The following is a 25,855-nucleotide window of genomic DNA, read 5'->3' on the forward strand; positions in this document are numbered from 1 at the left end:
AGTGAACGGCCGGACGAGGGGCGTACGCATGCCGTATACGGCACTCGGGTGACGGGGCGGCGGCCGCCACGGCGGCGGGTCACGGGCAGTGGCGTCCGGTGAGATGCGCTGAGCAATGACGGGACCCGTGACCGCCACGGTCGCGGACCACTGTCAGGGGCATCCGGGAGGATGCGATCAGCGACGTACCCGTCCCCCGGCCCGGCTGTCAGCTGACGGGGCCGGTAGCCGCCCGGCGGGGAGCCACTGTCAGTGGTGTCGGGGAGGATGCGGTCAGGGATGAGGACGCGGGACGGCGCGACGGGTGGAGGTCGGGATGGGTGACGGGGTGCGGTACATCGGGGTGGCGGAGCGGCGGGCTCGCTTGGGGTTGCGGCATCGGCTGGCCGGGGTGGCGCGGGCCGCCGGGCCGGTGGAGGTCGCCGAGTCCCTGGTGGCGTTGCACGGAACCGATCCGGCGACCGTGTACCTGGCCGTGGGCGCACGGCTGGCGGAGCCCGCGAAGACCGTCGCCCGGACCGAGCGGGCACTGTACGAGGACCGGGCGCTGGTCCGGATGCACGGCATGCGGCACACGGTGTTCGTGTTCCCCACCGCGCTGACGGCCGTCGTACACGCCTCGACCGGCCTCGCGGTCGCCGCCCGGGAGCGGGTCTCGCTGGTCAAGGACATGGCGAAGGCGGGGGCGCCGGACGCGGCATGGCTGGCGGAGGTCGAGGAGTCGGCGCTGGCCGCGCTGGCGCGCCGCGGGCAGGCCACGGCGGCCGAACTCGCCGAGGAGGAGCCGCGGTTGCGCGAGCAGTTCGTGTACGCGGCCGGGAAGAGCTACGAGGGGGTGCACACCGTCTCGACGCGGCTGCTGCGGGTGCTGGGCGTCGAGGGGAAGGTGGTGCGGGGGCGGCCGCTGGGCTCCTGGACGTCCTCGCAGTTCCGGTGGGCACCGGCACCCGAGCACCCCGAGCTCGACGTGGCCGAGGCGCAGGCGGAGCTGCTGCTGCGCTGGCTCGCGGTGTGCGGACCGGCGACGGAAGCGGACCTGAAATGGTGGACGGGGTGGCGCGTGACGGAGGTGCGCCGGGCCCTGGCGGCGATCGGGGCGCAGGCCGTGTCCCTCGACGAGGGGACGGGGTACGTCGTCGACGGCGATGTCGACCCCGTGGCCGGGCCCCCGGAGCCGTGGGCGGCGCTGCTGCCCGCCCTCGACCCCACGGCGATGGGGTGGCAGCGGCGGGAGTGGTATCTGGGGCCGGAACTGTGGCCGTCGCTGTTCGACCAGAGCGGCAATGTGGGGCCGACGGTGTGGTGGAACGGGCGTGTGGTGGGCGGCTGGGCCCAGCGCAGGGACGGGGAGATCGTCTGGCGGTTGCTGGAGGACTTGGGCCGCGCGGAGCGGCACGCGGCGGAGGCGGCGGTCGCGGTGGAGGCGGAGCGGTTGCTGGAGTGGGTGGGGGCGGCTCGGGTGACGCCTCGGTTCCGGACGCCGCTGGAGCGGGAGTTGGCGGAGTAGGCGGCACCTCCGGGAGCCCATGTCAACGCCGGCCCAGGTAGACGGCAACGACAACGCCGGGCGCCGCCGACAACGGACGGCACCCGGCGCCACGGTTATCGCGCGTACCGCATCAGCGCCCGCACCATGTGGCACGTCGTCTCCGACGGCGGATGAACCCCGATCATCTCGGCGGTGCTCCGTATCGTCTCGTTGCGCGCCTGGTTCGGCATGTAGACGCCCGAGTCGAGCAGGGCGATCGCTAGGCGCATGGCCTTGAGGCGGCGGTTGTGGGTGACGTACCACTCGCGCGGACGGCCCGGCGGCAGCGGCCGCTTCTCCACGGGCGCGTACGGCAGGTCCAGCAGGACCGGGTGCTTCGCGGTGGACTGGGTGGGCAGCGGCTTACGGGTCGGCTTCGGCTTCAGTGCGGCAGCGGGCACAGGCATCCTCCTGTCGCGGTCAGGGCGCTCGCCGGAGACTTCGGCGTCCTCGGCGATTCCCTCGAACACTGCTCCCAGTTTACCGGCCCCCACTGACAATCAGGGAGCCCGAGCAGCCCAGTAAATCTCCAGGTGAGGAAGGTATTTGGCGCCCTGTCACACCAGCTTCCCCAGGTGCGCGTGAGGCGGTGTCAAAATCGAACAGCGCTCCCACGGGCTACCGTGTGCGACATGGAAATCTGGATCAACCCGGCCTGCTCCAAGTGCCGCAGCGCGCTCACGCTCCTCGACGCCGAGGGCGCCGACTACACCGTCCGCCGCTACCTGGAGGAAGTACCCACCGAGGACGAGATCCGGGACGTACTCGAACGGCTCGGACTCGAGCCCTGGGACATCACGCGCACCCAGGAGGCCGCCGCCAAGGAGCTGGGGCTCAAGGAGTGGGCGCGGGACGCCTCGGAACGCGACCGTTGGATCAAGGCGCTCGCCGAGCATCCGAAGCTCATCCAGCGACCCATCATCACCGCCGACGACGGCACGGCCGTCGTCGCCCGCACCGAAGAGGCCGTACGGGACGCTCTGTCCCGGTAGTTGAGGGTTTGTCGGGCGGCGGGTGCCGGGGCGGTGCGCGGTGTTACCCTCCGCCGCCATGAGCTTCGGTGATCAAGGAATGCCGTACGGGCAGCAGCCCCCGCCGTACGCGCCCTATGGGCAGCAGCCCGACCCGTACGCCCAGTGGGCGGCCGAGCAGGAGCGGATACGCCGGCGACGGCGGACCCGGCGCGCGGTGGCCGCCGGGACGAGCGTCGTTCTCGTCGCGGCCATCGCCGCCGGTGTGGCCATGTACCGGGGCGGGGACGGCGACCCCGAGGCGGGCTCACCGGCCCCGACGGCCGTATCGGATACGCCCGTTCCCACCGTCGACGCCACCCTGCCCTCCGACGCGCCGACCGCTCTGCCCTCCCTGCTGGCACGGCCCGTGATCCGCCCGGGGCAGGCGTTTCCGGAGAAGAGCGTGCGGCTGAAGGACGGCTCCCGTTACACGCGCGTGGACCTGGCGACGACCACCGACTGCGCCCGCGGAATGTCGCCACAGCTGGCCGAGCTGATCGAACAGGGCGAGCCCTGCTCCAGGCTGACCGCCGCCCTCTTCACGGACGCCGACCGGCGTTCGCAGGTGACGGTCACCGTGCTGAGCTTTGCGCGCGTCGAGGACGCCTCCCGGGTGTTCATGATGGCCTCGATGGACCCGGTGACGTATCAGGTGGTCGCGCTCGATCCACCGCCGGAGGCGGGGCTGCCGACCGTGCCGCCCGGCTCGGCGGGGGTCTTCCGCCGGGTGATGACCGTCCGCTCGGTGGTGTTCGCCAGCGGACAGTGGGGCGATGGCGCGGAGACCGAGGAGGCCGCGATCACCCAGCAGACGGAGGGCCTTCTGTCGTACGTCAACGACACGGTGGCGGCGTACGAGGAGGGAAAGAATGTGTGACGCAGGTTACTTCAGTGACTCCTGTAACCGCTGAGTAACTTCGTTCGGTATCTCGTACATAGCGACGTACGCTCCCCTACCTCTCAGGAGGCGCGCATGTCGCGCAGGAGAACTCTCGGCACGAAGAAGAAGATCGCGCTGTTCGTGAGCGCGGCGGCGGTGGCAGGAGGTGGTGCCTTCGCCATGGCGAGCACCTCGAACGCCTCGCAGAGTCCCAAGACTCTGTCGGCCGCGGACTCGAACGTCTGCCAGGGGCTCGCCACCGCTCTCGGCAACAACCAGAAGTTCATCGACGGTCAACGGGCCAATCCCGACGCACAGTCGGAGGCGCGGATCGCCAACCGCGAGGCCGTCATCAAGCAGATCAAGGTCCAGCAGGAAGCGTCCGGGTGCGCGGTTGGGGAGTCGGCTCAGGGCTCCCAGGCTTCGCAGCCGGCGCAGGGCGGTCAGCAGGCGGGACAGCAGGCCGGTGAGCAAGCCGGTGAGCAGGCGGGCGAGCAGGCCGGGGGTGCCGCGCCGTCGCAGAGCGCATCCGCGGGAAACGGGACCGGCGGCGGTGCCGCGGCGTCCGGCCAGCAGGTCTGCAACGGGTCCACCGTGACGCTGTCCGGTGAGGGCGGGGCTCCTGCCGCGTCCAGCAACCAGTTCCCGGCCGGCACGAAGCTGAAGGTCACCAACCTGGACAACAACAAGTCCACGACGGTGGAGGTCACGTCCGTCTCCGGCAGCTGTGTGCTGCTCAACAACGCCGCCTTCGAGCAGGTGCGGGAGCCCGGCAAGTTCCTGATCCGCCGCGCGGTGATCGAGAAGGTGGGGTGATGGCCGGGTAACCACGCCGTACGTGTCACTGGTCCTGCCGCCCGCGGCCACGGGCGGCAGGACCTACGCATTCCCATCGCATACGAGCCGCAGGACGGCACGCCCCCACAGCGCCGGATGTCGCCGTATCGACTTTGTACGGCCGCTCACAGCGTGAGTCGCGCCACACCACCACCAGGTAACACGGGGTTCACATTCGAGCAATGACCGGGAAATCGCCTGTTGACAGGCTCGCGGGCATCAAGAGCGGCGCCTCAGTGCCGCAGCGCCGCAGCACCCGCAAGTGCGCCTAGACCCACCCCCGAAGGATGTGGCCCGTGACCTTCAAGGCTGAGTACATCTGGATCGACGGCACCGAGCCGACGGCCAAGCTCCGTTCCAAGACGAAGATCATCGCGGGTGAGCCCGCGGGTCTGGACGCGCTGCCGATCTGGGGCTTCGACGGGTCCTCCACCAACCAGGCCGAGGGCCACGCCTCGGACTGTGTGCTCAAGCCGGTCTTCACCTGCCCGGACCCGATCCGCGGCGGCGACGACGTGCTCGTGCTCTGTGAGGTCCTGAACATCGACTTCACCCCGCACGCGACCAACACCCGTGCCGCGCTCGCCGAGGTGGAGGAGAAGTTCGCCGCCCAGGAGCCGATCTTCGGCATCGAGCAGGAGTACACCTTCTTCCAGGACGGCTACCCGCTCGGCTTCCCCAAGGGCGGCTTCCCGGCCCCGCAGGGCGGCTACTACTGCGGTGTCGGCGCCGACGAGATCTTCGGCCGTGAGGTCGTCGAGGCCCACCTGGAGAACTGCCTGGCCGCCGGTCTCGGCATCTCCGGCATCAACGCCGAGGTCATGCCCGGCCAGTGGGAGTTCCAGGTCGGCCCGCTCGCCCCGCTCGAGGTCTCGGACCAGCTGTGGATCGCCCGCTGGCTGCTGTACCGCACCGCCGAGGACTTCGGTGTCTCCGCGACGCTGGACCCGAAGCCGGTCAAGGGCGACTGGAACGGCGCGGGCGCGCACACCAACTTCTCCACCAAGGCGATGCGCGAGGGCTACGACGCGATCATCACCGCGTGCGAGTCGCTCGGTGAGGGCTCCAAGCCGCTCGACCACGTCAAGAACTACGGCGCCGGCATCGACGACCGTCTGACCGGTCTGCACGAGACCGCCCCGTGGAACGAGTACTCCTACGGTGTCTCCAACCGTGGCGCCTCGGTCCGTATCCCGTGGCAGGTCGAGAAGGACGGCAAGGGCTACATCGAGGACCGCCGTCCGAACGCCAACGTCGACCCGTACGTCGTGACGCGTCTGCTCGTCGACACCTGCTGCTCCGCGCTGGAGAAGGCCGGCCAGGTCTGATCCCACCCAGGGCTCCTTGAGGGGGCGTCCACCGTCGAGGTGGGCGCCCCCTTCGCCGTGCGGTGACCGGTTGTCAGTGGTGCGTGCCATGGTGGGGGACATGGTGATCGACGGGGACGGCCTGCCCATCAGGGTCGAGACGGAGAACTGGCAGACGCACGCGCGGATTTCGGCGGGGCGGCTGCGGAAGCTGGTCCGGCGGATCGGGGGATCCGGGGACCGGTTCCTGATCGTCCAGCGGATACCGGACCTGCCCGATGTGTTCGCGCAGGTGTGGCACGAGGAGGGCGGGGACACCGGCTGGAGCACCGCGGTGGCCCGGACGACTTCCACGGCACGAACCTCACCGACGTCGGCCGGGTGGCGGACCTGCTGACCGGCTGGGCACGGCAGGAGGCCGGCTGGGACGCGGGCGTGGTGTGGGAGCCGGTCGATCCGGGGCCTCGGGAGGAGGTGGCCGCGCTGCCGGACGAGGTGCGGGAGAAGGTCGAGGAGCGGGTGCGGGCGCGGCTGCGCTGCGGGTACGACAGCCGGAGTGAGCTTGTCGAGATCGCCGAGGACCACCTTGTCGACGGTGATGAGCGGCCGGTGTCCAACGCCCAGGCCTGGCACCTGGTGGACCGGCTGTGGGTGGAGCGGCTCGCCGAGCAGGAGGTGTGGGAGGGCGTCACCGATCCGGAGCGGCTCACCAGCGCCTTCGAGGTGCTGGAAGCCGGTGGCATCACCGCCCGGGAGAACTTCACCTGTTGCCGGGGCTGCGGCATGGCGGAGATAGGTGCGGAACGCGAGGACGCGCGGGGGTTCGTCTTCTTCCACCAGCAGGGCACGGAGCACGCCGCCGACGGATACGGACTCAGCCTCTACTACGGCGGGTTCGACGGCTCCGAGGAGACCACCACCGCCGTCGGGCACGAGGTCGTCTCCGCGCTCGCCGAGGTGGGCCTGTCCACGGAGTGGGACGGCTCCCCCGGCAGAGCGATCAACGTCACGCCGTTGACCTGGGAGAAACGGCTGGAAGGATGAGACGAAGGGTCCCGCCGCAGGCGGGCGTCTGCTTCAATGGGGGCATGGCCAGCTTCCAGAAGTACTCCGCGACAGGTCGCCATGACCTCGAGCCCTTCTGGCCTTCCCGTCAGCACCACGACTTCGACCGGGTGTGTTGCCGCGCGGTGAACGCGCGGGCCCTGTAAAGCCGTACCCTCCCGGCCTCCGGCCAGCGCGAAAACGACGTACGTCTCTCAACGTCCCACGTCCGACGGACTTCTCGCGCGAAAGAGCTGACCTCTCATGGCGACCACTCGTTCTCTCTCCACCGCCGCCACGCTCAACTCCCCTGCCCCGAACGCTCCACGGCATCATCTGCGTGCCGTGGACCGGGACGAGGTGATCGACGTCGCGGACCTCCTGCCGCCGGGTGCCACCTGGCTGCCCGCTCCCCCGCACTCCCTGCCCACCCTGCCGGGGCAGCCGCCGATGATCGGCTACCTGGTGCTCGTCCCCGCCGACCAGCAGCCGCCGGTCCCGGGCCCGGCGGCCCGTGACGCCGACGGCGACCCGCTCGTCACCGTCGACGCCGTGCGGCGCACCGCCGCGGTCGACGGGCGTGAACTCAACCTCACCTACCTGGAGTTCGAGCTGCTCGCCCATCTGGTGGCCAACCCCCACCGGGTGCACACCCGCGACCAGCTGGTCACCACGGTGTGGGGGTACGGGCATGTGGGCGACGGCCGTACCGTCGACGTCCACATCGCCCGGCTGCGCCGCAAGCTGGGCGCAGAGCACCGGGACGCGATCCGGACCGTGCGGCGCGTGGGGTACAAGTACACCCCGCCGAGCGGGCGCTGACCTGCCCGGCCGCCCCCTCGGAACCCTTCTGCTGACGGCAGAGTCCTGTTCCGTCCCGCGCCCGCACCGGGCAGAGTCGGCGGTATGAGACTTCTGGTGCTGGGTGGTACGGAGTTCGCGGGGCGGGCCGTCGTGGAGGCGGCGCTCGGGCGCGGCTGGGACGTGACCGTCTTCAACCGGGGTCGGCACGAGCCCCCCGCCGGGGTGCGGTTGCTGCGGGGTGACCGCACCGCGGCCGACGGGCTCGCCGCCCTCGCCGAGGACACCGGCGCGTGGGACGCCGTCGTCGACACCTGGTCGGCGGCGCCCCGCGCGGTGCGGGACACGGCGCGGCTGCTGCGGGGCCGCGCCGGACGGTATGTGTATGTGTCGAGCTGCTCGGTGTACGCGTGGGCGCCGCCCGCCGGGTACACCGAGGACGCGCCGCTGGTCGAGGGCGCCGAGTCCGGCGCGGAGCACACCGATTACCCGCGCGACAAGCGGGGCGGCGAGCTGGCCGCGGTCGAGGAGTTCGGGGCGGACCAGTCGGTGCTCGTGCGGGCGGGGCTGCTCCTCGGTCCGTACGAGAACGTGGGCCGGCTGCCCTGGTGGCTGACCCGGATCGCGCGCGGCGGGCCGGTGCTGGCGCCGGGCCCGCGGGACCTCCCCCTCCAGTACGTCGACATCCGCGACCTCGCGGAGTGGATCCTGGGCGCGGTGGAGCGGGAGCTGAGCGGGCCGTACAACCTGATGAGTCCGCAAGGGCACGCCACCATGGGCGAGTTGCTGGACGCCTGCGTGGCCACCGTCGGCGGAACCGCCGAGCTGCGCTGGACCGAACCCGAGGTGATCCTGGACGCGGGCATCGAGCCATGGACCCAGCTGCCGGTGTGGGTGCCGCCGGGCAGCGACCTGCACGACGCCCTGCACAGCGCGGACGTCTCCAGGGCCGTCGCGACCGGGCTGCGCTGCCGGCCGGTCGGGGAGACCGTCGCCGACACCTGGCGGTGGCTCCAGGACATCGGCGGTACGGCACCCATGCGGCCGGACCGGACGCCGAAGGGGCTCGACCCGGAGGTGGAGGCGAAGGTCCTCGCGGCAACCGAGCGGGGTGTACCTGACACCACCCTCTGATCCGGGGGCTCGGCCCCGTGACCGCCGTCGGTCTCCTCGACGAGACTGACGGCATGGACACCAACACGAAGACGGGCAGGAAGAGTTCACGGCCGAAGGGCGTCGTCCTCGCCGCCGTACGGGGGCTCGTGCTGGCCGTGGCGATGCTGCCCGTCTCGGTGCTGTGCTTCACGCTGGCCCTCGTCTCCATCGCGCTCATTCCGATCGGCGTCGGCATCGTCACGACTCCCTGGATCCTGGGCGGGGTGCGGGACTTCGCGGATGTGCGCCGGAGGCTGGCGGCCGAGTGGTGCAGTGTGCGGATCCCGTCGGCCTACCAGCCGATGCCCCCGGACGCCAACCCGTGGGCGCGCACCTTCGGGATGCTCCGCGACCCGCAGACCTGGCGGGACGTGCTGTGGCTGCCCGTCGACATGACGGCGGGCTTCGTCACCGCGCTGCTGCCGGCGGTCCTGCTCTTCTATCCGCTGGAGGGCTTCGCGATCGCGGCCGGACTGTGGCGGGTCTTCCCCGACGGGTACTGGTACGGGTTCGTGCCGGTCACCGGGCAGGCGTCCGCGCTCGGTGCCGCCGCCCTGGCCCTCGTCCTGCTCTTCTTCGCCCACTTCTTCACCCCGCGCCTGCTCCAGGCCCACTTCCGCCTCACCCGCGCCGTCCTCGCCTCCGACCAGGGCGAACTGGCCGAGCGGGTACGGGTGTTGACCGAGACCCGGCGCGACGCCGTCGACACCTCCGCCGCCGAACTGCGCCGTATCGAGCGCGACCTGCACGACGGGGCGCAGGCCCGCCTGGTCGCGATGGGCATGGACCTGGGCACCGTCGAGATGCTGCTCGACAAGGACCCCGAGCAGGCCAGGCTGCTGCTCGCCCAGGCCCGCAAGTCCTCCGCCGACGCCCTCGCCGAGCTGCGCGACCTCGTGCGCGGCATCCATCCGCCCGTGCTCGCCGAGCGCGGACTGGGCGACGCCGTGCGGGCGTTGGCGCTGCGGCTGCCGGTCGCGACCGAGGTGAGCGTGGAGCTGACCGGGCGGGCGGAGGCACCCGTGGAGTCGGCGGCGTACTTCGCGGTCAGCGAGGTGCTCACCAACGCCGTCAAGCACGCGGACGCCGACCGGATCTGGATCGACCTGCACCACACGGCGGAAGGGGAAGGCCACGGCATGCTGCGCATCACCGTCACCGACAACGGCAGGGGCGGCGCGGTGATCGGAGCCGGTTCGGGCCTGGCCGGAGTCGAGCGGCGACTGGGTACATTCGACGGCGTCCTGGCCGTCAGCAGCCCCGCGGGCGGTCCCACCATGGTCACCATGGAGCTCCCTTGCGCGTTGTCCTAGCCGAAGACCTGTTCCTGCTGCGCGACGGACTCGTCCGGCTCCTTCAGGCCTACGACTTCGAGATCGCCGCGGCTGTCGAGACCGGCCCCGAGCTGTCCCGCGCGCTGGCCGAGCTGGAGCCGGACGTCGCCGTGGTCGACGTACGCCTGCCGCCGACGCACACCGACGAGGGGCTGCAGTGCGCGCTGGAAGCCCGCCGGAAGAAGCCCGGTCTGCCGGTGCTGGTGCTCTCGCAGCACGTGGAGCAGCTGTACGCACGGGAGTTGCTCGCCGACGGCAGCGGCGGGGTGGGGTATCTGCTGAAGGACCGGGTGTTCGACGCGGACCAGTTCGTGGACGCCGTACGGCGGGTCGCGGCGGGCGGCACCGCGATGGACCCGCAGGTGATCCAGCAGCTGCTGAGCCGGCGCGCGGCCGACGACCAGCCGCTGGCGCGGCTCACCCCCCGCGAGAGGGAGGTGCTGGAGCTGATGGCTCAGGGACGGTCGAATGTGGCGATCGCGGAGCGGCTCGTCGTCACGGAACGGGCGATCGCGAAACACACCGCCAATATCTTCGCCAAACTGGGCCTGGAGGTATCGGACGACGACAACCGTCGCGTGCTGGCGGTTCTCGCGTATCTCGACCACGGCCGGTGAAACCGGACCCGCCTTTCACCCGCCGTGCGGGATCAACAACTCCAGGTATTTCAGAGGCGGTTGAGAACACAGCGTTCTCACGAATCTCTCAACAATTTCCGAGACGGCTGAACACCCCTGGGACGCCCTCCGTATGAGAGGGAGCCGCTTCACTCCTGTCGGGCGCCTCGATGCCCCGAAAAAGGAAGTCAGAGGAGTTCCATGGGACGCAACACACGAAAACGCCGTACGCCGCTGGCCACCAAGGCCATAGCCGCATCGGCGGCCCTAGCGCTCGGTGGGGGCGGGCTTGTCTGGGCCAACTTCTATGCTTCGGCACACGAGGACCAGTCCGGGTGGAACCGGACCAAGTCCGCGGGCGCCCAGGTCGCCACGATCGACTGCCCGGACGTCGGCCAGCAGCTGACGAACGTGCCGCGAAGCGCGCGCAAGGGCGTCGCCAAGGAGCTGGCGCTGCTCGACCAGCAGATCACGGAGGCCTACAAGCGTCTCGCGGACACGCGCCAGGCCCAGGCGGGGGACGCCGGCTTCGTCAACAACGCGATCCTCGGTCCGCTGAAGTCCAAGCGGACGGCCACGCTCGACCGGATCGGCATCAACATCCGGCGCGTGGGCGGAACCGCGCCGGGTGGGCTCGACCAGCTGGCCGAGTGCAAGGGCGTCCCGGCCGACCAGCCGGAGACCAACGACGGCAACGCCGGCGACGGTCAGAACCAGGACGGCCAGGACCAGAACCAGGACGGCCAGGACGGTCAGGACCAGAACCAGGACGGCCAGGACCAGAACCAGGACGGCCAGGACGGCCAGGACCAGGGTCAGGACCAGGGCAACGGCGGCCAGGCCGGCAACGGCCCGTCGGCGGACGACTTCGTGGACATCACCCAGGTCCAGGGCAACGCCCAGCTGGGCGTGGGGGCGAACGGGCTCCCCGCGAACGGGGACTCCGGTTCGACGGGCAGCTTCACCACGAACTGCGGTACCAACGAGAACGAGAACCGCAACTCGGACAACGTGATCGTCGCCCCCGGTGTCAGCAACGGTGCCCAGCACCAGCACGACTACGTCGGCAACCAGGCCAACAACGCGTTCGCGAGCGACGAGGACCTGGCCAACGGCGACACCACATGCCAGAACCAGGGTGACAGGTCGTCGTACTTCTGGCCGGTGCTGCGCGTGCAGGACGGTCAGAACGACATCGACGCCAACGCCCCCGGTGGCGGTCAGGACGGCAACGTCGGCACGATCATCCAGGCCAGCGAGGCGGAGCTGAAGTTCGTCGGCAACAAGACGAGCGATGTCGTCGCGATGCCGGAGGCCCTGCGCATCATCACCGGTGACGCCAAGTCCTTCGTCAACGGCAACAACAACGCCAACGCGAACTGGAGCTGCACCGGCTTCGAGGACAAGGTGCAGCTGCACGACAAGTACCCGATCTGCCCCGAGGGCAGCTCGGTGGTCCGGACGAGCAACTTCCAGAGCTGCTGGGACGGCCAGAACATCGACAGCGCCAACCACCGCACCCACGTGGCGTTCGTCCAGGCCGACGGCACCTGCGCCAACGGCTTCCAGGCGATCCCCCAGCTCCAGGTGCGTCTGGTCTACGACGTTCCGGCCCCGACCATCGAGAACGGACAGGTCCAGAACGCGTTCGCGGTGGACTCCTTCCCGGACCAGCTGCACAAGCCGATCACCGACCACAACGACTTCATCAACTTCTTCGACGAGAACACGATGAACGAGGTGGTCAACTGCATCAACAGCGGCCAGGACTGCCAGTAGTCGTGAGCCGGTAGGAACAGCGGAAAGCCGGCGGTGGGATTTCCCACCGCCGGCTTTCCGCTGCCCTTTCTGCTGCCCTTCGGTTTCTGCTGCCTTTCGGGCCGGTCAGCCGTGGTGGCTGCCGCTGTTGTGACTGCCGCCGGGGTTCATGTGCTCCGACCCCTCTTCCATGGTCCCGCCGAGCGTGCTCTGCAGCGCCGTGACCGTCTTCTCCTGGCCGACGGCGACCCACTTGCGGCCCACGAGGTAGTAGCCGCCGTAGTCCTTCGCGCCGTTCAGCCACTCGCGCTGGCCGCGGTCGGTGGCGAAGGTGGCGAGGACGAACTTGCCGTCGGTGTTCTTGCAGAGGGCCTGCCGGATTTCGTCGGCGTCGGTCTGCATGTTCGGCTTGCACTTCACCTCGGCGGCCAGGTGCTCCAGGCTGCCGGTGGCGGTCTCGGGCACGGCGGCCTCACTGCCCCCGTCGGATCCGCAGCCCGCCACCGCCAGTATCGCCGCCGCGCCGGCCAGCGCGAGCCTCGGTCGGGTCAACCTCATCTGTTCCTCCGGTCCCTTCCGGCGACATGCCGTACGGAGCCCCGGCGAGGGGCCCTCATGTTCGATACGGCTCCGGCGCCCGGAGCGCTCAAAATACCGGTGCGGTCCCCCATACGCGTGTGCGAGGGTGAGCCGGTGAACCAGGACTGGGAAGATCGCGTCACCGCCGCGTGGGCCACCTTCGACGACTACGCCGAGACCGAGGCGGCCGACTTCCGGGCGGTGATCGACTCCCTCGTCGCCGAACTGCCCGACGACAGCCCCCTGGGCCCCTTCGAGCAGGCCTGCGCCTGGGACTCCACGGGGCACTCGGACAAGGCGGTGCCGCTGTACCGGGAGGCGCTCGCCCGGGGGCTGACCGGCTACAAGGGACGGCGGGCCAAGATCCAGCTGTCCAGCTCCCTGCGGAACATCGGGCAGACCGAGGAGGGCGTCAAGCTCCTGACGCCCGAACTGGATGCGCCCTCCGACGAGCTGGACGACGCGGTACGAGCCACGCTGGCGCTGTGCCTGTCGAGCCTCGGGCGGGACCGTGAGGGGTTGTCCCTCGTGCTGGGCGCCCTCGCACCTCATCTCCCGCGCTACCAGCGCTCGATGGCGAACTACGCCCGTCTCCTGCTGGAGGACGAGAGCTGACTGGGCTCGGGACCGGGTCCGGGTGGTCCATCCGGCGGTGACCTACCGCCGATTCGCTCGTTCTGCTGAACGTGCAGTCACAGGATGTCGCCCCGCGCCCCGCTCCCGCCTCGGACGACCCGGTCGTCGACGTCGAGCGGGCCGAGGCCGCGCTCGTCGAGCACTATCCGCGCCTCGTCCGGCTCGCCTACCTGGTGCTGCCGCCGAGCCTCGGCCGCAACCGGCGCGTGGTGACCGCGCACTCCCTCACCCAGCGCGCGCTGCCCCGGGGCCGGGCGGCGGCGACGCCCGTGATCCCGGCCCAGTCGACCGGCCGGGAAGGCGACCCCGGGTACGCGCTGCTCCGCCTGCGCGTGCTGCGGACGGCGCTGGAGGCGGGCCGGCCGCTGAAGCGCCTGGCCTGGCCCAAGCGTTCCCAACTGCCGCCGCTGCTGCCCCAGGTGTGGGGCCTGCGCCTCTTCCCCAGGTCGGGCGGCGCCGATGAACTCGCCCTGGACCAAGGGCTGTCGGCGCTGTCCGGCCCGGCGCGGGCCGCCTACGTCCTGCGCGGCCTGGAGAAGCTCACCGACGACGACGTGGCCGAGGTGCTGACGGCGGCCGGTGTCGACGACGTGGACGAGGCGCTGGAGGAGGCGGACACGGTCGAGGCGCAGTACGCGCTGCTCGACTCCGCGGAGTTCGACCCGTGCTCCCTCCATGCCCGGCCCACCGACCTGATGCGGCGCAGGCAGCACACGAAGGCCGCGCTGGCCGCCGCAGCCGCCCTCCTGGTGTCCGGGGCCCTGCTCGGCCTGCCCGGCGAGGGCTGGAGCCCGGACGGTCCCGCCGCTCCCCCGTACGCGCAGAACCCGGCGGCCGAGGCCGCCCTCGATCCGGCCCAGCTGACCAAGGTTCCCGCGCTGGCCTGGCAGTCCTCCGCCCGCACCGACTTCTCCGTGTGGCCCGCGCGCGGCGACCTCACGGACGACTCGGCCCTGCTGCGCCGCGCGCTCGCCGTATGGGCCCGCCCCGGCGAGAAGGTCCAGGTCTCGGCGACGCCCGGCACCCCGGCGGGCGGCCCGCCCGGCGCGCCGCAGCTGCTGTACGCGGGGAGCATCGACAACGCGCGCGTGGTGATCCTCTACGACGGCCTGCGCATCGCCCGCTACGCCGAACCGCAGGACGGCACGGCCGGCGCCGCCCTGGACTTCTCCCGGGTGGACGGCGCGACCAGGGCGGAGGCCGGTGCGGTGGTGGTGAGCCGGGTCGACGGCAACGTCCGCTATCTGCTGGCGCCCTGGGTGAAGTCGGCGGCGGAGCGGGACCTGCTGAAGCCGCGCACCGGACCGATGAACCTCACCGTGACCGACGGTGTCACCGCACCGATGGCGAGCCCCGCGGCCCAGCAGACCGGCACCTGCACCTCGTGGAACGCCCTGCAGCTGTCCGACAGCACCGGCACCCGTCTGGTGACCGACCTCGCCGAACTGGTCCCGGCCCGCCTCACCACCGGCCGTCCCGGGTCGGTCAAGGACGCGGCCGGTCCGGAGGCGCTGCGCACCTGGGCGCCGTACTCCTGCTGGCTGGGCGCGATGCGCTCCGCGGGTGTGCGGACGGTCAACGCCTGGGCCTATGCCCAGCAGGCGCTGCCCGACGGGACCGGCTCGGCGGAGTGGGTGTGCACGCGTGCCGAGACCTGGCGGGGCGGCGGAGAGCGGGTGCTGGCCCAGTTCCGGACGCCGGGCGCGACGCACGCGGCGGTGGTGGCCAAGGCGCAGAACGTGGCGGCGTGCGGGGCGCGGGATCCGCATGTGCTGGCCGGGGTGCTGTGGAAGGCGCAGACGGGCGGCTGGTATCTGCTGGCAGCGGGCACCCGGGACACGGAGTCGATCCGGGCCACGGGCGGCGTTCAGGGCACCTCCGAGGGCAGCCTGCTGGCCGAGCGCGCCAAGCAGGGCGCGCAGGCGGAGCTGAAGGGCACGCTGGAGAGCGGTCGGTCGATCAACGGGCTTCAGTGAGCCTTGCTGACAGTCGCGTAAACAAGGTCGTGCACGGGGGTTCACCGACGACCTACCCGTCAGTACATTGACGCCATGTCTAATACGCAGGACCGGGTGCCCCTCAAGCCCCGCAAGGTGTCCTTCTCCTGGGACGACACCCCGTTGCACTGGGTGCCCGGTGATCCCCTCACCACGCACACCATCAACGTGCTGCATCTGCTCCTGCCGGCCGGCGAGCGGTGGTTCGTGCACGTCTACAAGCAGGTGCTGCCGTACATCCGCGACGAGCGGCTGCGCGAGGACGTCATCGGGTTCATCGGGCAGGAGGCGATGCACTCGCAGGCCCATGACGAGGTGCTGCCGCATCTGCGGGAGCAGGGGCTCGATCCGACGCCGTACACCGCCCAGGTCGACTGGTTCTTCGAGAAGCTGCTCGGCGACCGCACGCTCCCGCCGGGCCGGGCGCGGCGGTGGTGGCTGATGGAGCGGGTCGCGCTCATCGCGGCGATCGAGCACTACACCGCCTTCCTCGGCGACTGGGTGCTCAACGCCGAGGAGCTGGACCGCCGCGGCGCCGACCCGACCATGCTGGACCTGCTGCGCTGGCACGGGGCCGAGGAGGTCGAGCACCGGTCGGTCGCCTTCGACCTGTTCATGCACGTCGACGGAAGTTACCGGCGGCGCGTGCGGACGTGGGCGACCGCGTTCACGGCCATTGTCTTCCTGTGGCAGCGCGGGGCGCGCTTCTTCATGGAGAACGATCCGACGCTCATCAACGGAAAGGCGAGCTTCAACGGCCTGTACGTCCGTGGCCGCCGGGGTCTGCTCCCTGCCACCGGTGACATGGTCAAGTCGATCCCCCGGTATCTGAGCCGGACGTATCACCCCTCCCAGGAGGGCTCCACCGCCCAGGCCGTCGCCTACCTGGCCTCCTCCCCCGCCGCCCGGGCCGCCGAGACGGCCGAGAAGTCCGCGAAGGGTGCTGCCTGATGCCCAAGCTCCGGACCGTCGCCGTCGTCGCCGGTGCCGCCCTGCTCGCCCGGCGGGCGATGCGGCGCCGTATCCAGGCCTCGCCACTGTGGCCGATGCCCGCCCTGGAGGAGCCGGTCTCCGGGCGGCCCCGGTCACGGGCGCTGCGTCTGCTGGTGACCTCGCGCGAGGAGGTCGCCGAAGGGGTCGTGCAACTCCGCCTGGAGGGGCACGACTTGCCGCGCTGGGAGCCCGGCGCGCATCTCGACCTCGTGCTGCCCTCGGGGCTGGTGCGGCAGTACTCGCTGTGCGGCGATCCGGAGGACGGCTCGTCGTACACCGTGGCGACCCGGCTGGTCCCGGACGGGCGGGGCGGCTCGCGTGAGGTGCACGAGCAGGTGCGGGAGGGGACGGAGCTGGAGGTGCGGGGACCGCGGAACCGGTTCCCGCTGGTCGAGGCCGGGTCGTACGTGTTCGTGGCGGGCGGCATCGGCATCACCCCGATCCTGCCGATGCTGCGGGCGCTGCCCGAGGATGCCGAGTGGCGGCTGGTGTACTGCGGGCGCAGCCGCGCCTCGATGCCGTTCCTGGAGGAGGTCGAGAAGCTCGGCGGGGATCGGGTGACCGTCGTGGAGGGGATTCCCGAACTCGACGTACTCCTCGCGGGCGTACCCGAGGAGGCCGCCGTCTACTGCTGTGGGCCGGAGGGGCTGATGGCCGCGCTGGAGGAGCGGTTCCCGGGGGTCCACCTGGAGCGGTTCACGCCGCGCACCTCGGGCGGCGATGCCTTCGAGGTCGAACTCCGGCGCAGCGGGCGGACGTTGACCGTCCCCGCCGACTCGACCGTACTGGCCGCCGTCCGCGCCGAGTTGCCCGATACGGCGTACTCCTGCGAGCAGGGCTTCTGCGGGACGTGCCAACAGCGGGTGCTGGAGGGCGAGGTGGACCACCGGGACGAGCTGCTGACGGACGCCGAGCGGGCCGACTCCATGCTGATCTGTGTGTCGCGGGCGCGGAGTGATCGACTCGTACTGGATATGTGAACACCTGTGGTCGGTCCGGTCCGTTCGGGGCCGGATTCGATCGGTAAGGTGTTCGCATGACTACCGGGGTACGGCGAAGAATGGGAGTCGAGGAGCGGCGGCAGCAGTTGATCGGCGTCGCCCTCGAACTGTTCAGTCAGCGCTCGCCCGACGAGGTCTCCATCGACGAGATAGCGTCGGCCGCGGGCATCTCGCGTCCGCTGGTCTATCACTACTTCCCCGGCAAACTCAGCCTGTACGAGGCGGCGTTGAAGCGCGCGTCGGAGGAACTGGCGGGCCGGTTCGTCGAGCCGCGGGAGGGGCCGCTGGGGGCGCGGCTGCTGCGGGTGATGCGCCGGTTCTTCGACTTCGTCGACGAGCACGGCCCCGGTTTCTCGGCGCTGATGCGCGGCGGCCCGGCCGTCGGCTCGACGGCGACGAACGCGCTCATCGACTCCGTACGGCAGGCCGCGTATGTCCAGATCCTTTCGCATCTGCGGGTGGAGAACCCACCCGCGCGGCTGGAACTCGTCGTCCGCTCCTGGATCTCGCTCGCCGAGTCGACGGCACTGATCTGGCTGGACGGCCGGCGCATCCCGCGCGCCGAGCTGGAGGTCCAGCTCGTGCACGACTTCGCCGCGCTGGCCGCCGTCAGCGCCGCCTACGACGACGAGATGGGCGACCTGCTGCGCCGCATGTTCAAGGACGAGCCGGCCGACGGCCCGTTCAGCGACCTGGTCGGCCGGCTGATCTCGCTGACGTCCTGAGGCTCAGCTGTCGAACTTCCGGTACGACGGATCGAGGTCGCGCACCTCGGCGGACGCGTGCAGCGCGGTGCCCTCGGCGGGCTTCACATAGGCGCGCAGCAGCTCCAGTACGGCTTCCGTGAGCTGCACCTTCGTCTCGTCGGTACGCCCCGCCAGCAGGCCCAGGGTGACGTGGACGACCGCGTGACCGTCCGCGTCCCGGCCCACGGTCGTGTCCTCGGTGGCCCGGAACTGCGTCTTGCACGCCTCGTACTTCGCGGCCGCGATCTCGACCACCGCATCGTGCAGGGCCAGCGCGAAGCCGTTCCGGTCGAAGCCGTCGGCGAGCGGCGCGGAGTAGTCGACGGTGATCTGCGGCATGGGCACTCCTGTTCTACGGCGACGCGCTCACCCTAACCTCAGCGCCAGCATCGCGATGTCGTCCTCCCGGCCCCGCCCGAAGCAGCCCAGGAGGGTGTCGCAGAACGCGTCGAGGCTGGACGGGGCGTCGGCGGCGGCCGTGCGCAGTTGCTCCATGGAGGTGGCGAGGTCGACTCCGCGGGTCTCGATGAGACCGTCGGTGACCATGAGGAGCCGGTCCTTGCCGGACAGGAGCAGTTCGCTCGGCTCGGGCCGGTCGAGGCCCAGCCCGAGCAGCGGACCGGACACGGGGGCGTACTCGGCGGCGCCCCCTTCGCGCACGATCAGCGGCGGAATGTGGCCCGCGTTGGCGATCCGCACCCGCCCGGTGCCGGGGTCGACGAGGGCCAGGCAGACCGTGGCGGTGACATCGGGGTGATAGTGCTGCAGCATCCGGTCGAGCCGTCCGGCCAGCACCCGCGGGTCGCTCTCCTCGACGCAGTGGGCGCGCAGCGCGTGCCGCATCTCGACCATGACGGTGGCCGCGTCCAGCGAGTGCCCGACGACGTCCCCGACCGCGGTGAGCACCCCCTCGCCCGTGCGCAGGGCGGCGTAGAAGTCGCCGCCGATCTCGGTCTGCCGGGAGGCGGGCACGTACCGCACGACGAGGTCGACGCCCGGCAGGTCGGGCAGCCGGTGCGGCTGGGGCAGGAAGCTGTGCTGGAGGGTGAGGGCGATGTCCCGCTCCGCCTGGTACATGAGCAGGGGTTCGGCGGCGAGGGCGGTGGCCTGAGCGAGGCGCTCCGCGGGCAGTGCCGTGACAGGAAGTGCCGCGTCGTGCTGGTGGTCGTCTGCGGGTTCGTCGTGGCTGGTCGCGCCCCCCGGCGGAGCCGCATATTGATACAGCCCCGCGCCCCTCGGGGGCACTGCCGATCCGCAGCTGAATTCGCCAGGGGTGCTCAGGTTCGGCGTGGCGATGCACACCTGGGTCCGGCCCTCCTCGGCCGACGCCAGGACCAGGCGGGCGTCCTCTTGGACGCCGGGGCGGAAGAAACCGGTGGGCCACAGGGAGGCGGGGACGACGGAGGTGTGCACGCCCAGGCGCCCCGGTCCCCGGCCTTCGGCGAGCAGGACGATCAGCCGGGCCGCCTCCTCGTGCGCCACGGCATCGGGGAGCAGGAGCCGCCTGCGGGAGCTGCCCAGGTGCAATTGGCCGTCCGGGCCGACGACGAAGACGACGGCGGGGGTGCCGGTGAGCCGGGCGGCACCCACGGCCGCCGCGTCGGCCAGCTCCTCCAGGCAGCGCGCGGCCTGCACGCTGACGATCGCCTCGGACAGCACCGTCAGCCGGTGGGCGAGTGCCTCGGCGGCGGTGCGTCGGCGTGCCCCGCGGACGGCGGCCCGTACGACGGCCTCGATCTCGCCCGGCTCGGCCGGCACGGTCAGATAGGCGTCGGCGCCCGCGTCGAGCCCCCGGCACCGGTCCCCCGCGTCCACTGACATGGCGGAGAAGTGGACGACGGGCAGCGCGGCCGTGGACGGCCGGGCCTTGACCCGGCGGCACAGTTCGAAGCCGCTCATGTCCGGCAGCCCGACGTCGACGAGGGCCACGTCGGGCAGGGCGCCCGCGCGCAGCCGTGCGTCGAGCTCGATCAGCGCCTCGCCCGCGCTCGCCACCGGTACGACGCCGTGCCCCGCGCGGCGCAGCACGGCGCCCATGGCGAAGCGGTTGGCCGAGACGTCGTCGACGACCATCACGGTCGCGCTGGACTGCATGCCGTAACCGTCCATCGTCGGGAGCCCCTGGATATGCACGAGTGGGGCGGGCCCGGTGACCGGGTCCGCCCCACTCAAGGTAGTAGCCGTATCAGCGGATCAGTGAGAAGACGGCGACAGTACGCCCCGGAACGGCGAACGTTCCGGAATCCTGCTGATAGGACGACGACTTGACGATAGGGTCCGCACCCGAGGCCTGCACCGGATGCAGCCGATAGTCCTGGCCGGCCGGCGAAACGATCCGCTGCTCCTGCTTCTGGGGCGTCGCGTTGAAGACGACGACGAGGTCACCGAGGCGCATGGTGATCACGCCGGGCGTCTCGTCCTTCCCGGACAGCGGGAAGGAGAGCTTCGACTGCACCTGGTCCGCCGTGCCGAGGGAGAAGGCGCCCTCCGCCGTACGGATCCGCAGCAGGTCCCGGTACGCCGCCGAGGCGCCCTCGATCTGCTCGCAGCCGACCTTGACGCTGCCGAGCAGCGGCTTGGCGTACGGCCACTTGGACGCGTTGTCGGCCGCCATCGGCACCCCCCGCCCGAAGCCGTTGCCGTCGGCGCAGTTCCAGTGGATGGCGTTGAACCAGTCGCCGCTGTCGTAGGAGTTGCGGTCCAGCGACTTGGAGCGCAGCAGGTCGGTCCCGGCCTGGGAGAGGGCCGGGCCCTGCGAGAGGGCGGCCGTGGCCATGGCGAGGACCTGCATACGGGCGCGGTCGGCGGCGCTCACCGAAGCGGGCAGCTTGAAGGCGAGGGCGTCGAACAGCGACTCGTTGTCGTGCGCGTCGGCGTAGGCGAGGGCGTCGCCGGGTGCGTCCGCGTAACCGGCGGGCTGACCGTTGTAGTCGACCTCGGAGCCCTTGACCTCCTTGCCGCCGGTGTCCGTGAAACGGAAGGCGGCGAGGTTGCCGGACAGGCCCACCTTGATGAGGTCCTGGTAGTGCAGGAGACGGGCCTTCTGCTCTTCCGGAGTCCCGTTGTTCTTCGAGGAGTTGGGCTCGGTGTACAGCCCGGACGCGAAGCCCTGGATGCCCGGGTCCTCGTCGAAGGGTCCGCCGCCGCGTACGGCGTCCCGGGCCCGGTCGGAGAAGGTCGCGATGCCGGTGCCGGCCATGTTCTTCTGCGTGGCCTGGACGAAGCGGGCGTCGTCGGCGACCTCGCCGAAGTTCCAGCCCTCGCCGTACAGGATGATCTTCTTGCCGTCGACGCCGTCCTCGGCGAGGGTCAGCTCGTCCAGGGCCTTGCGGACCGCCAGGATGTTGGCCTTCGGGTGGTGGCCCATGAGGTCGAAGCGGAAGCCGTCGACCTTGTACTCCTTGGCCCAGGTGACGATCGAGTCGACGACCAGCTTGCCCATCATGGCGTTCTCGGTGGCGGTGTTGGCACAGCAGGTGCTGTTGGCCACCGAGCCGTCGGCGAGCAGGCGCTGGTAGTAGCCGGGGACGATCCGGTCCAGGACGGAGGTGTCCGCCTGGCCGCTCGCCGCGGTGTGGTTGTAGACGACGTCCATGACGACCCGCAGGCCGTCCTCGTTGAGCGCCTTGACCATCTTGCGGAACTCGACCGTGCGCGCGGTGCCGTCGGGGTCGCTCGCGTACGAGCCCTCGGGGACCGTGTAGTGGTACGGGTCGTATCCCCAGTTGTAGGCGTCCTTCGCGGCGATCTTCGCCACGCACTCCTGCTGCTTGTCGGAGTCGGCCGGGAAGGAGGCCAGGTCGCAGTCGACGGTCGCCTGCTCGGACTTCTTCTCCGGGATGGTGGCGATGTCGAAGGCGGGCAGGAGATGGACGTACGACGTGCCCGCCTCGGCCAGCTTCTTCAGGTGCTTGGAGCCGTCGCTGAGCTTGTCGGTGAAGGCGAGGTAGGTGCCCTTGTCCTTCGCGGGCACCGTCTTGTCCGCCACCGAGAAGTCCCGGATGTGCAGCTCCTGGATCTGGGCGTCGTTCAGCGGGACGGCCTTGGGCTTGGTGTACGTGGACCAGCCCGTCGGCGCCAGGGACCTGTCCCGCAGGTCGACGGCGAGGCTGCGCTCGGAGTTCGCGGTGAGGGCGACCGAGTAGGGGTCGGTGACCTTGTTGGTGACGACCTTGCGGACGCTGGGCGCCCAGACCTGGACGACGTACCGGTACGGCTTGTTCTTCCAGGACCTGGGACCGGTGACGGACCAGACGCCGGTCGTGTCGTTCCGCTTCATGGCGACCGTGGAGTCGCCGATCTCCAGCTCGACCGACTGTGCCGTGGGCGCCCAGACGGCCAGCGTCGGACGGCCCTTGTCGAAGGTCGGCCCGAGGTCGGCCTTCGTCGCGCCGGAGTACACGTCGTCGAGGACGCCGGCGATCTGGACGCCGGTCGCGGCCAGGACGGCACCGTTGGCGGCGCGCTGGGAGGCGACGACCTGGCCGCGCAGAGCCTCGCGGACCCGGTCGCGGTCGCGGGGGTCGACGGACCAGGCGGTGTAGTTCTTCAGGTGCGGGAACTTCGCCTTCTGGGCGTCGGTGAGGGCGGTCTTGGACAGGCGCAGCCAGCGCTCGTCGTCGCTGGTCAGCGCGCCGTCCTTGACGGCGATCGAGCCGTCCCGGCTGTACAGCAGCTGGGTGGAGGCGGCCGCCTCGGAGCCGTTCCAGGCGACCGTGTTCCGGTCGATCCAGACCGCCTTGGAGGTGGTCAGGTCGAGCGCGGCCGCGGAGCCCGCGGGCTGCGGGAGCAGGTACTTCTCCTGGCCGCTCAACAGCCACACCTCGTGACCGTTGGCCGTGAGGTCGAGCGACTGGTCGGCGGGCAGGTCCTTCTCGTCGCCCTTGTGGATGATGTAGCTGAGGCTGGTGGCACCGTCGGTGAGCGGTACCTCGAAGACTGCGCCATACGCATCAGTCTTGACCGGCTTCAGGGGGTTCGACCACTCGGTGGGGTTCGCGGCGCCCGTCCAGACGTGCAGGCCCCAGCCGTCGTAGTTCCCGTCGGCGCGGTGGTAGTGGAGGACCGCCTTGGTCTTGTCGGGGGCCGGGTAGTCGGCCGCGGGCTTCTCGGTGCGGACGGCCTCCTTGCCCTGCTCGACCCAGATCTCGCCGGTCTTGGTGACGTCGATCGTGCGGTCCGCGGAGACGTCCTTGTTGCCCTGCTTGTCGATGACGAGGAAGCCGACCGTCGAGGCGCCGGGCTTCAGCTTGACGTAGGCGAAGGCGCCGTAGGCGTCCCGGCCGGTGAACGGGTGACTGTCCGGCCAGTTGGTGGACTCGCCGTCGGCGAGGTCGCCCCAGGCGTACAGACCCCAGTCGGCGTAGTCGCCGTCGGTGCGCTTGTAGTGGACGATCGCGTAGTCGCGGGAGGAGGCGGTGGGGGGCTCCTCGGCGGGCGGGGTGCCGGTGGTGGAGGCCGCCGTGGCGCTCGCCGTGCGTCCGGCCGAGTCGCTGACAACCGCCTTGTAGCGCAGGGCCGTTCCGGCCGGTACGTCCTTCCCGATGGTCTGGGTGACCTTGTACGGGGCGTGGTCGGCGGAGCCGAGCGTCTTCCACTTGCCGTCGCCCACCTGGGCGGCGAAGACGACGCGGTTGAGCTGACCGCCGTCGACGTCGGCGCCGATCTCGACGGTGCCGGTGGCTCCGGTGGCCGGGGCCTTCAGGGTGAGCGCCGGCTCGGCGGCGGGCCGGGCGAGCTTGCCGGCCGCCTTGAGGACGATCGCCGAGCCGGCCGGGACGGTGACGGTGAGCTTCTTGTCGCCGTCGCTCTTGAGGGAGTCGTCGGTGCCGTAGATGCCCTTGAACGCCATGTCGGCCGAACCGGTCGCGAAGGTCGCCGTCCTCGCGTCGTCGGCGTTGTTGAAGGCGACGACGTACTCGGTGCCCGTCCTGGCGTCGGTGCGGGAGAAGGCGTAGACGCCGGCGCCGTCGGCCGCGTAGCGCTCGGTCTGGACGCCGTCGGCGAGGGCCGGGTTGGCCTTGCGGAGCTTGGACAGGGCGCTGATCTGCCGGTAGAGCGGGGCGCTCGTGTCGTAGGCGTCGCTCGTGTGGGTGCGGTCGGTGCCGAGCTGGTCGTCGTCGAGGTAGTCGGCGGTTCTCGAGGCGAACAGGGTCTGGCGGGCGTCCTTGTCGCCGCCGGAGCCGGTGAAGCCCTGCTCGTCGCCGTAGTAGACGACCGGGTTGCCGCGGCTGAGGAACATCAGCTCGTTGGCGAGCCTGTCCTTCTTCAGCAGCTCGGCGTCGGTGGCCTTCGGGTTGTCCTGGTTCAGGAAGTACCCGATGCGGCCCATGTCGTGGTTGCCGAGGAAGGTGACCTGCTCGTAGGCGTTGGCCTTGTCGGTCGTGTACTTGTAGTCGTCGCCGAAGACGCCCGCGAGCTTGCGCGCGCTGCCGCCCTGGGAGGCGTACTGGCGTGCCGCCTCCTGGAAGGGGAAGTCGAGCGTGGCGTCGAGGCGGCCCTGGGTGACGTACGGCGACGTGATGTTCGTGTCGGCGGAGTAGACCTCGCCGAACATGAAGAAGTCGTCGCGGCCCCGCTTGGCCGCGTAGGAGTCGAGGGCCGTTGCCCACTGGGTCCAGAACTCCATGTTGACGTGCTTCACCGTGTCGATGCGGAAGCCGTCGATGTCGAAGTCCCGCACCCAGCGCTGGTAGATCCTCTCCATGCCGCTGACGACCTCGGGACGCTCGGTCCACAGGTCGTCGAGGCCGGAGAAGTCGCCGTGGGTGGAGCTCTCACCGGCGAAGGTGGAGTCGCCGCGGTTGTGGTACATCGTCGGATCGTTGAGCCACGACGGGACCTTGAGGTTCTTCTTCGCGGCGGGGACGGTCGGGGTGCGCGGGAAGGAGTCGCCGTCGACCGCGGGAAAGCCGGACTTCCCGTCCGCGTAGTCGGCGTCGTCGAAGGGCTTGCCGTCCTTCGTCAGATACGGGAAGGCGCCCTTGGCGAGGTAGTCGTAGGACTTCTCCTCGTAGTCGACGACGTCGGCGGTGTGGTTGGTGATGACGTCGAAGTAGACCTTCAGGCCCTTGGCGTGGGCCTTGGAGATGAGGGTCTGAAGGTCCTTGTTCGTCCCGAAGTGCGGGTCGACCTGGGTGAAGTCGGTGATCCAGTAACCGTGGTAGCCGGCGGAGGCGTTGCTGCCCGTGCCCTGCACGGGCTGGTTCTTGAAGATCGGCGCCATCCAGATGGCGGTGGTGCCGAGGCCCTTGATGTAGTCGAGCTTCTTGGTCAGGCCCTTGAGGTCGCCGCCCTGGTAGAAGCCCTTGTCGGTGGGGTCGTAGCCGGTGGCGAGACGGGAGCCGGTGAGGCCGCCCTTGTCGTTGCTCACGTCGCCGTTGGCGAAACGGTCCGGCAGGACGAAGTAGAACTGCTCCCGGGTGGCGTCGTGCCGGGCGGGCTCGGCGGCGAGCCTGGCGTCGGACGGGGGCGGAGGCGGGGTGTCCGCCTGCGCCGCGAGGGGCTGGACGAGCGCTGCGGCCAGCGCGGTCACGGTGACCGCAGCGACCCGTCCGGTACGGGCGGTTCGGCGCCTCGACGGCGTCGGCCATCTCGGTATCACAGATGGACTCCTTGCGATTACGGCTC

Annotated in this window: 20 protein-coding genes and 1 pseudogene; 16 read left to right on the plus strand and 5 right to left on the minus strand. The window is 70.8% G+C overall.

The annotated features are described in order from the left end of the window. The first annotated feature begins 316 nt into the window (after positions 1 to 316). The gene (locus ACQEV2_RS11570; RefSeq protein ID WP_433039252.1) at positions 317 to 1,507 is read left to right on the plus strand and encodes a winged helix DNA-binding domain-containing protein; all 1,191 of its coding nucleotides are present in this window, start codon (positions 317 to 319) and stop codon (positions 1,505 to 1,507) included. A 95-nt stretch (positions 1,508 to 1,602) separates the two neighbouring features. On the opposite strand, the gene ACQEV2_RS11575 is transcribed toward ACQEV2_RS11570, so the two are convergent. Continuing rightward, the gene (locus tag ACQEV2_RS11575; RefSeq protein WP_398818265.1) at positions 1,603 to 1,929 is read right to left on the minus strand and encodes a hypothetical protein; all 327 of its coding nucleotides are present in this window, start codon (positions 1,927 to 1,929) and stop codon (positions 1,603 to 1,605) included. 231 nt (positions 1,930 to 2,160) lie between these two features. Between ACQEV2_RS11575 and ACQEV2_RS11580 the strand changes: the two genes are divergently transcribed. The 10 genes and pseudogenes from ACQEV2_RS11580 (at position 2,161) to ACQEV2_RS11625 (ending at position 12,295) form a co-directional block, all read left to right on the plus strand. After that, positions 2,161 to 2,520 (plus strand): arsenate reductase family protein, encoded by a 360-nt coding sequence (locus ACQEV2_RS11580; protein WP_433039253.1) that lies wholly within the window; start codon positions 2,161 to 2,163, stop codon positions 2,518 to 2,520. A 58-nt stretch (positions 2,521 to 2,578) separates the two neighbouring features. After that, complete coding sequence (locus ACQEV2_RS11585) at positions 2,579 to 3,418, plus strand: hypothetical protein (protein WP_433039254.1); 840 nt, start codon at positions 2,579 to 2,581, stop codon at positions 3,416 to 3,418. Positions 3,419 to 3,514: 96 nt separating this feature from the next. Next, complete coding sequence (locus ACQEV2_RS11590; RefSeq protein WP_433039255.1) at positions 3,515 to 4,237, plus strand: hypothetical protein; 723 nt, start codon at positions 3,515 to 3,517, stop codon at positions 4,235 to 4,237. 317 nt (positions 4,238 to 4,554) lie between these two features. After that, a complete protein-coding gene (gene glnII, locus ACQEV2_RS11595) occupies positions 4,555 to 5,586 on the plus strand; it encodes a glutamine synthetase (protein ID WP_433039256.1) in 1,032 nt (343 codons plus the stop codon). A 100-nt stretch (positions 5,587 to 5,686) separates the two neighbouring features. Beyond that, a pseudogene (locus ACQEV2_RS11600) lies at positions 5,687 to 6,609 on the plus strand (DUF6891 domain-containing protein). A 264-nt stretch (positions 6,610 to 6,873) separates the two neighbouring features. Next, positions 6,874 to 7,431 carry a winged helix-turn-helix domain-containing protein gene (locus ACQEV2_RS11605; protein WP_433039257.1) on the plus strand — a complete coding sequence of 186 codons (558 nt, stop codon included), beginning with the start codon at positions 6,874 to 6,876 and terminating at the stop codon, positions 7,429 to 7,431. An 84-nt stretch (positions 7,432 to 7,515) separates the two neighbouring features. Continuing rightward, complete coding sequence (locus ACQEV2_RS11610; RefSeq protein ID WP_433039258.1) at positions 7,516 to 8,544, plus strand: SDR family oxidoreductase; 1,029 nt, start codon at positions 7,516 to 7,518, stop codon at positions 8,542 to 8,544. A 53-nt stretch (positions 8,545 to 8,597) separates the two neighbouring features. After that, positions 8,598 to 9,878, plus strand: a complete 1,281-nt coding sequence (locus ACQEV2_RS11615; RefSeq protein WP_433039259.1) for a sensor histidine kinase — start codon at positions 8,598 to 8,600, stop codon at positions 9,876 to 9,878. Then, positions 9,863 to 10,516, plus strand: coding sequence for a LuxR C-terminal-related transcriptional regulator (locus tag ACQEV2_RS11620; protein WP_433039260.1), 654 nt, complete (start codon positions 9,863 to 9,865; stop codon positions 10,514 to 10,516). The genes ACQEV2_RS11615 and ACQEV2_RS11620 overlap by 16 nt, the downstream gene beginning before the upstream one ends. Positions 10,517 to 10,717: 201 nt before the next feature. Further along, the gene (locus tag ACQEV2_RS11625; RefSeq protein WP_433039261.1) at positions 10,718 to 12,295 is read left to right on the plus strand and encodes a DUF1996 domain-containing protein; all 1,578 of its coding nucleotides are present in this window, start codon (positions 10,718 to 10,720) and stop codon (positions 12,293 to 12,295) included. A 105-nt stretch (positions 12,296 to 12,400) separates the two neighbouring features. On the opposite strand, the gene ACQEV2_RS11630 is transcribed toward ACQEV2_RS11625, so the two are convergent. Further along, positions 12,401 to 12,832 (minus strand): hypothetical protein, encoded by a 432-nt coding sequence (locus ACQEV2_RS11630; protein WP_433039262.1) that lies wholly within the window; start codon positions 12,830 to 12,832, stop codon positions 12,401 to 12,403. 135 nt (positions 12,833 to 12,967) lie between these two features. Here ACQEV2_RS11630 and ACQEV2_RS11635 point away from each other — a divergent pair, with 135 nt between their 5' ends. The 5 genes from ACQEV2_RS11635 to ACQEV2_RS11655 all read left to right on the plus strand — a co-directional run bounded on the left by ACQEV2_RS11635 (position 12,968) and on the right by ACQEV2_RS11655 (position 18,205). Further along, positions 12,968 to 13,468: a tetratricopeptide repeat protein gene (locus ACQEV2_RS11635; RefSeq protein WP_433039263.1), complete on the plus strand. Its 501-nt coding sequence runs from the start codon at positions 12,968 to 12,970 to the stop codon at positions 13,466 to 13,468. A gap of 71 nt (positions 13,469 to 13,539) precedes the next feature. After that, on the plus strand, positions 13,540 to 15,465 hold the full coding sequence (locus tag ACQEV2_RS11640) for a hypothetical protein (protein ID WP_433039264.1): 1,926 nt from the start codon (positions 13,540 to 13,542) through the stop codon (positions 15,463 to 15,465). Between the two features lie 75 nt (positions 15,466 to 15,540). Further along, positions 15,541 to 16,437, plus strand: a complete 897-nt coding sequence (locus ACQEV2_RS11645) for a metal-dependent hydrolase (RefSeq protein ID WP_433039265.1) — start codon at positions 15,541 to 15,543, stop codon at positions 16,435 to 16,437. After that, the gene (locus ACQEV2_RS11650; RefSeq protein ID WP_433039266.1) at positions 16,437 to 17,459 is read left to right on the plus strand and encodes a PDR/VanB family oxidoreductase; all 1,023 of its coding nucleotides are present in this window, start codon (positions 16,437 to 16,439) and stop codon (positions 17,457 to 17,459) included. The genes ACQEV2_RS11645 and ACQEV2_RS11650 overlap by 1 nt, the downstream gene beginning before the upstream one ends. Positions 17,460 to 17,515: 56 nt before the next feature. Further along, positions 17,516 to 18,205 (plus strand): TetR/AcrR family transcriptional regulator, encoded by a 690-nt coding sequence (locus ACQEV2_RS11655; RefSeq protein WP_433039267.1) that lies wholly within the window; start codon positions 17,516 to 17,518, stop codon positions 18,203 to 18,205. A gap of 3 nt (positions 18,206 to 18,208) precedes the next feature. Here ACQEV2_RS11655 and ACQEV2_RS11660 read toward each other — a convergent pair whose 3' ends face one another. The 3 genes from ACQEV2_RS11660 to pulA all read right to left on the minus strand — a co-directional run bounded on the left by ACQEV2_RS11660 (position 18,209) and on the right by pulA (position 25,829). Beyond that, complete coding sequence (locus ACQEV2_RS11660) at positions 18,209 to 18,565, minus strand: 5-carboxymethyl-2-hydroxymuconate Delta-isomerase (RefSeq protein ID WP_433039268.1); 357 nt, start codon at positions 18,563 to 18,565, stop codon at positions 18,209 to 18,211. A gap of 27 nt (positions 18,566 to 18,592) precedes the next feature. Beyond that, entirely contained in the window at positions 18,593 to 20,335 is a 1,743-nt protein-coding gene (locus tag ACQEV2_RS11665) for a SpoIIE family protein phosphatase (protein WP_433054376.1), read from the minus strand. Positions 20,336 to 20,411: 76 nt separating this feature from the next. Next, positions 20,412 to 25,829, minus strand: coding sequence for a pullulanase-type alpha-1,6-glucosidase (gene pulA / locus ACQEV2_RS11670; protein ID WP_433039269.1), 5,418 nt, complete (start codon positions 25,827 to 25,829; stop codon positions 20,412 to 20,414). Positions 25,830 to 25,855: the final 26 nt, after the last annotated feature.

The organism is Streptomyces sp. CA-251387, from assembly GCF_050936625.1.
GTDB lineage: Bacteria > Actinomycetota > Actinomycetes > Streptomycetales > Streptomycetaceae > Streptomyces.

Excerpts from the sequence above, each read along its gene's own strand:
- ACQEV2_RS11570 (WP_433039252.1), top strand. The coding sequence starts at position 317 with ATGGGTGACGGGGTGCGGTACATCGGGGTGGCGGAGCGGCGGGCTCGC.
- ACQEV2_RS11580 (WP_433039253.1), top strand. The coding sequence starts at position 2,161 with ATGGAAATCTGGATCAACCCGGCCTGCTCCAAGTGCCGCAGCGCGCTC.
- ACQEV2_RS11585 (WP_433039254.1), top strand. The coding sequence starts at position 2,579 with ATGAGCTTCGGTGATCAAGGAATGCCGTACGGGCAGCAGCCCCCGCCG.
- ACQEV2_RS11590 (WP_433039255.1), top strand. The coding sequence starts at position 3,515 with ATGTCGCGCAGGAGAACTCTCGGCACGAAGAAGAAGATCGCGCTGTTC.
- ACQEV2_RS11605 (WP_433039257.1), top strand. The coding sequence starts at position 6,874 with ATGGCGACCACTCGTTCTCTCTCCACCGCCGCCACGCTCAACTCCCCT.
- ACQEV2_RS11610 (WP_433039258.1), top strand. The coding sequence starts at position 7,516 with ATGAGACTTCTGGTGCTGGGTGGTACGGAGTTCGCGGGGCGGGCCGTC.
- ACQEV2_RS11615 (WP_433039259.1), top strand. The coding sequence starts at position 8,598 with ATGGACACCAACACGAAGACGGGCAGGAAGAGTTCACGGCCGAAGGGC.
- ACQEV2_RS11625 (WP_433039261.1), top strand. The coding sequence starts at position 10,718 with ATGGGACGCAACACACGAAAACGCCGTACGCCGCTGGCCACCAAGGCC.
- ACQEV2_RS11630 (WP_433039262.1), bottom strand. The coding sequence starts at position 12,832 with ATGAGGTTGACCCGACCGAGGCTCGCGCTGGCCGGCGCGGCGGCGATA.
- ACQEV2_RS11645 (WP_433039265.1), top strand. The coding sequence starts at position 15,541 with ATGTCTAATACGCAGGACCGGGTGCCCCTCAAGCCCCGCAAGGTGTCC.
- ACQEV2_RS11650 (WP_433039266.1), top strand. The coding sequence starts at position 16,437 with ATGCCCAAGCTCCGGACCGTCGCCGTCGTCGCCGGTGCCGCCCTGCTC.
- ACQEV2_RS11655 (WP_433039267.1), top strand. The coding sequence starts at position 17,516 with ATGACTACCGGGGTACGGCGAAGAATGGGAGTCGAGGAGCGGCGGCAG.
- ACQEV2_RS11660 (WP_433039268.1), bottom strand. The coding sequence starts at position 18,565 with ATGCCGCAGATCACCGTCGACTACTCCGCGCCGCTCGCCGACGGCTTC.
- ACQEV2_RS11665 (WP_433054376.1), bottom strand. The coding sequence starts at position 20,335 with ATGGACGGTTACGGCATGCAGTCCAGCGCGACCGTGATGGTCGTCGAC.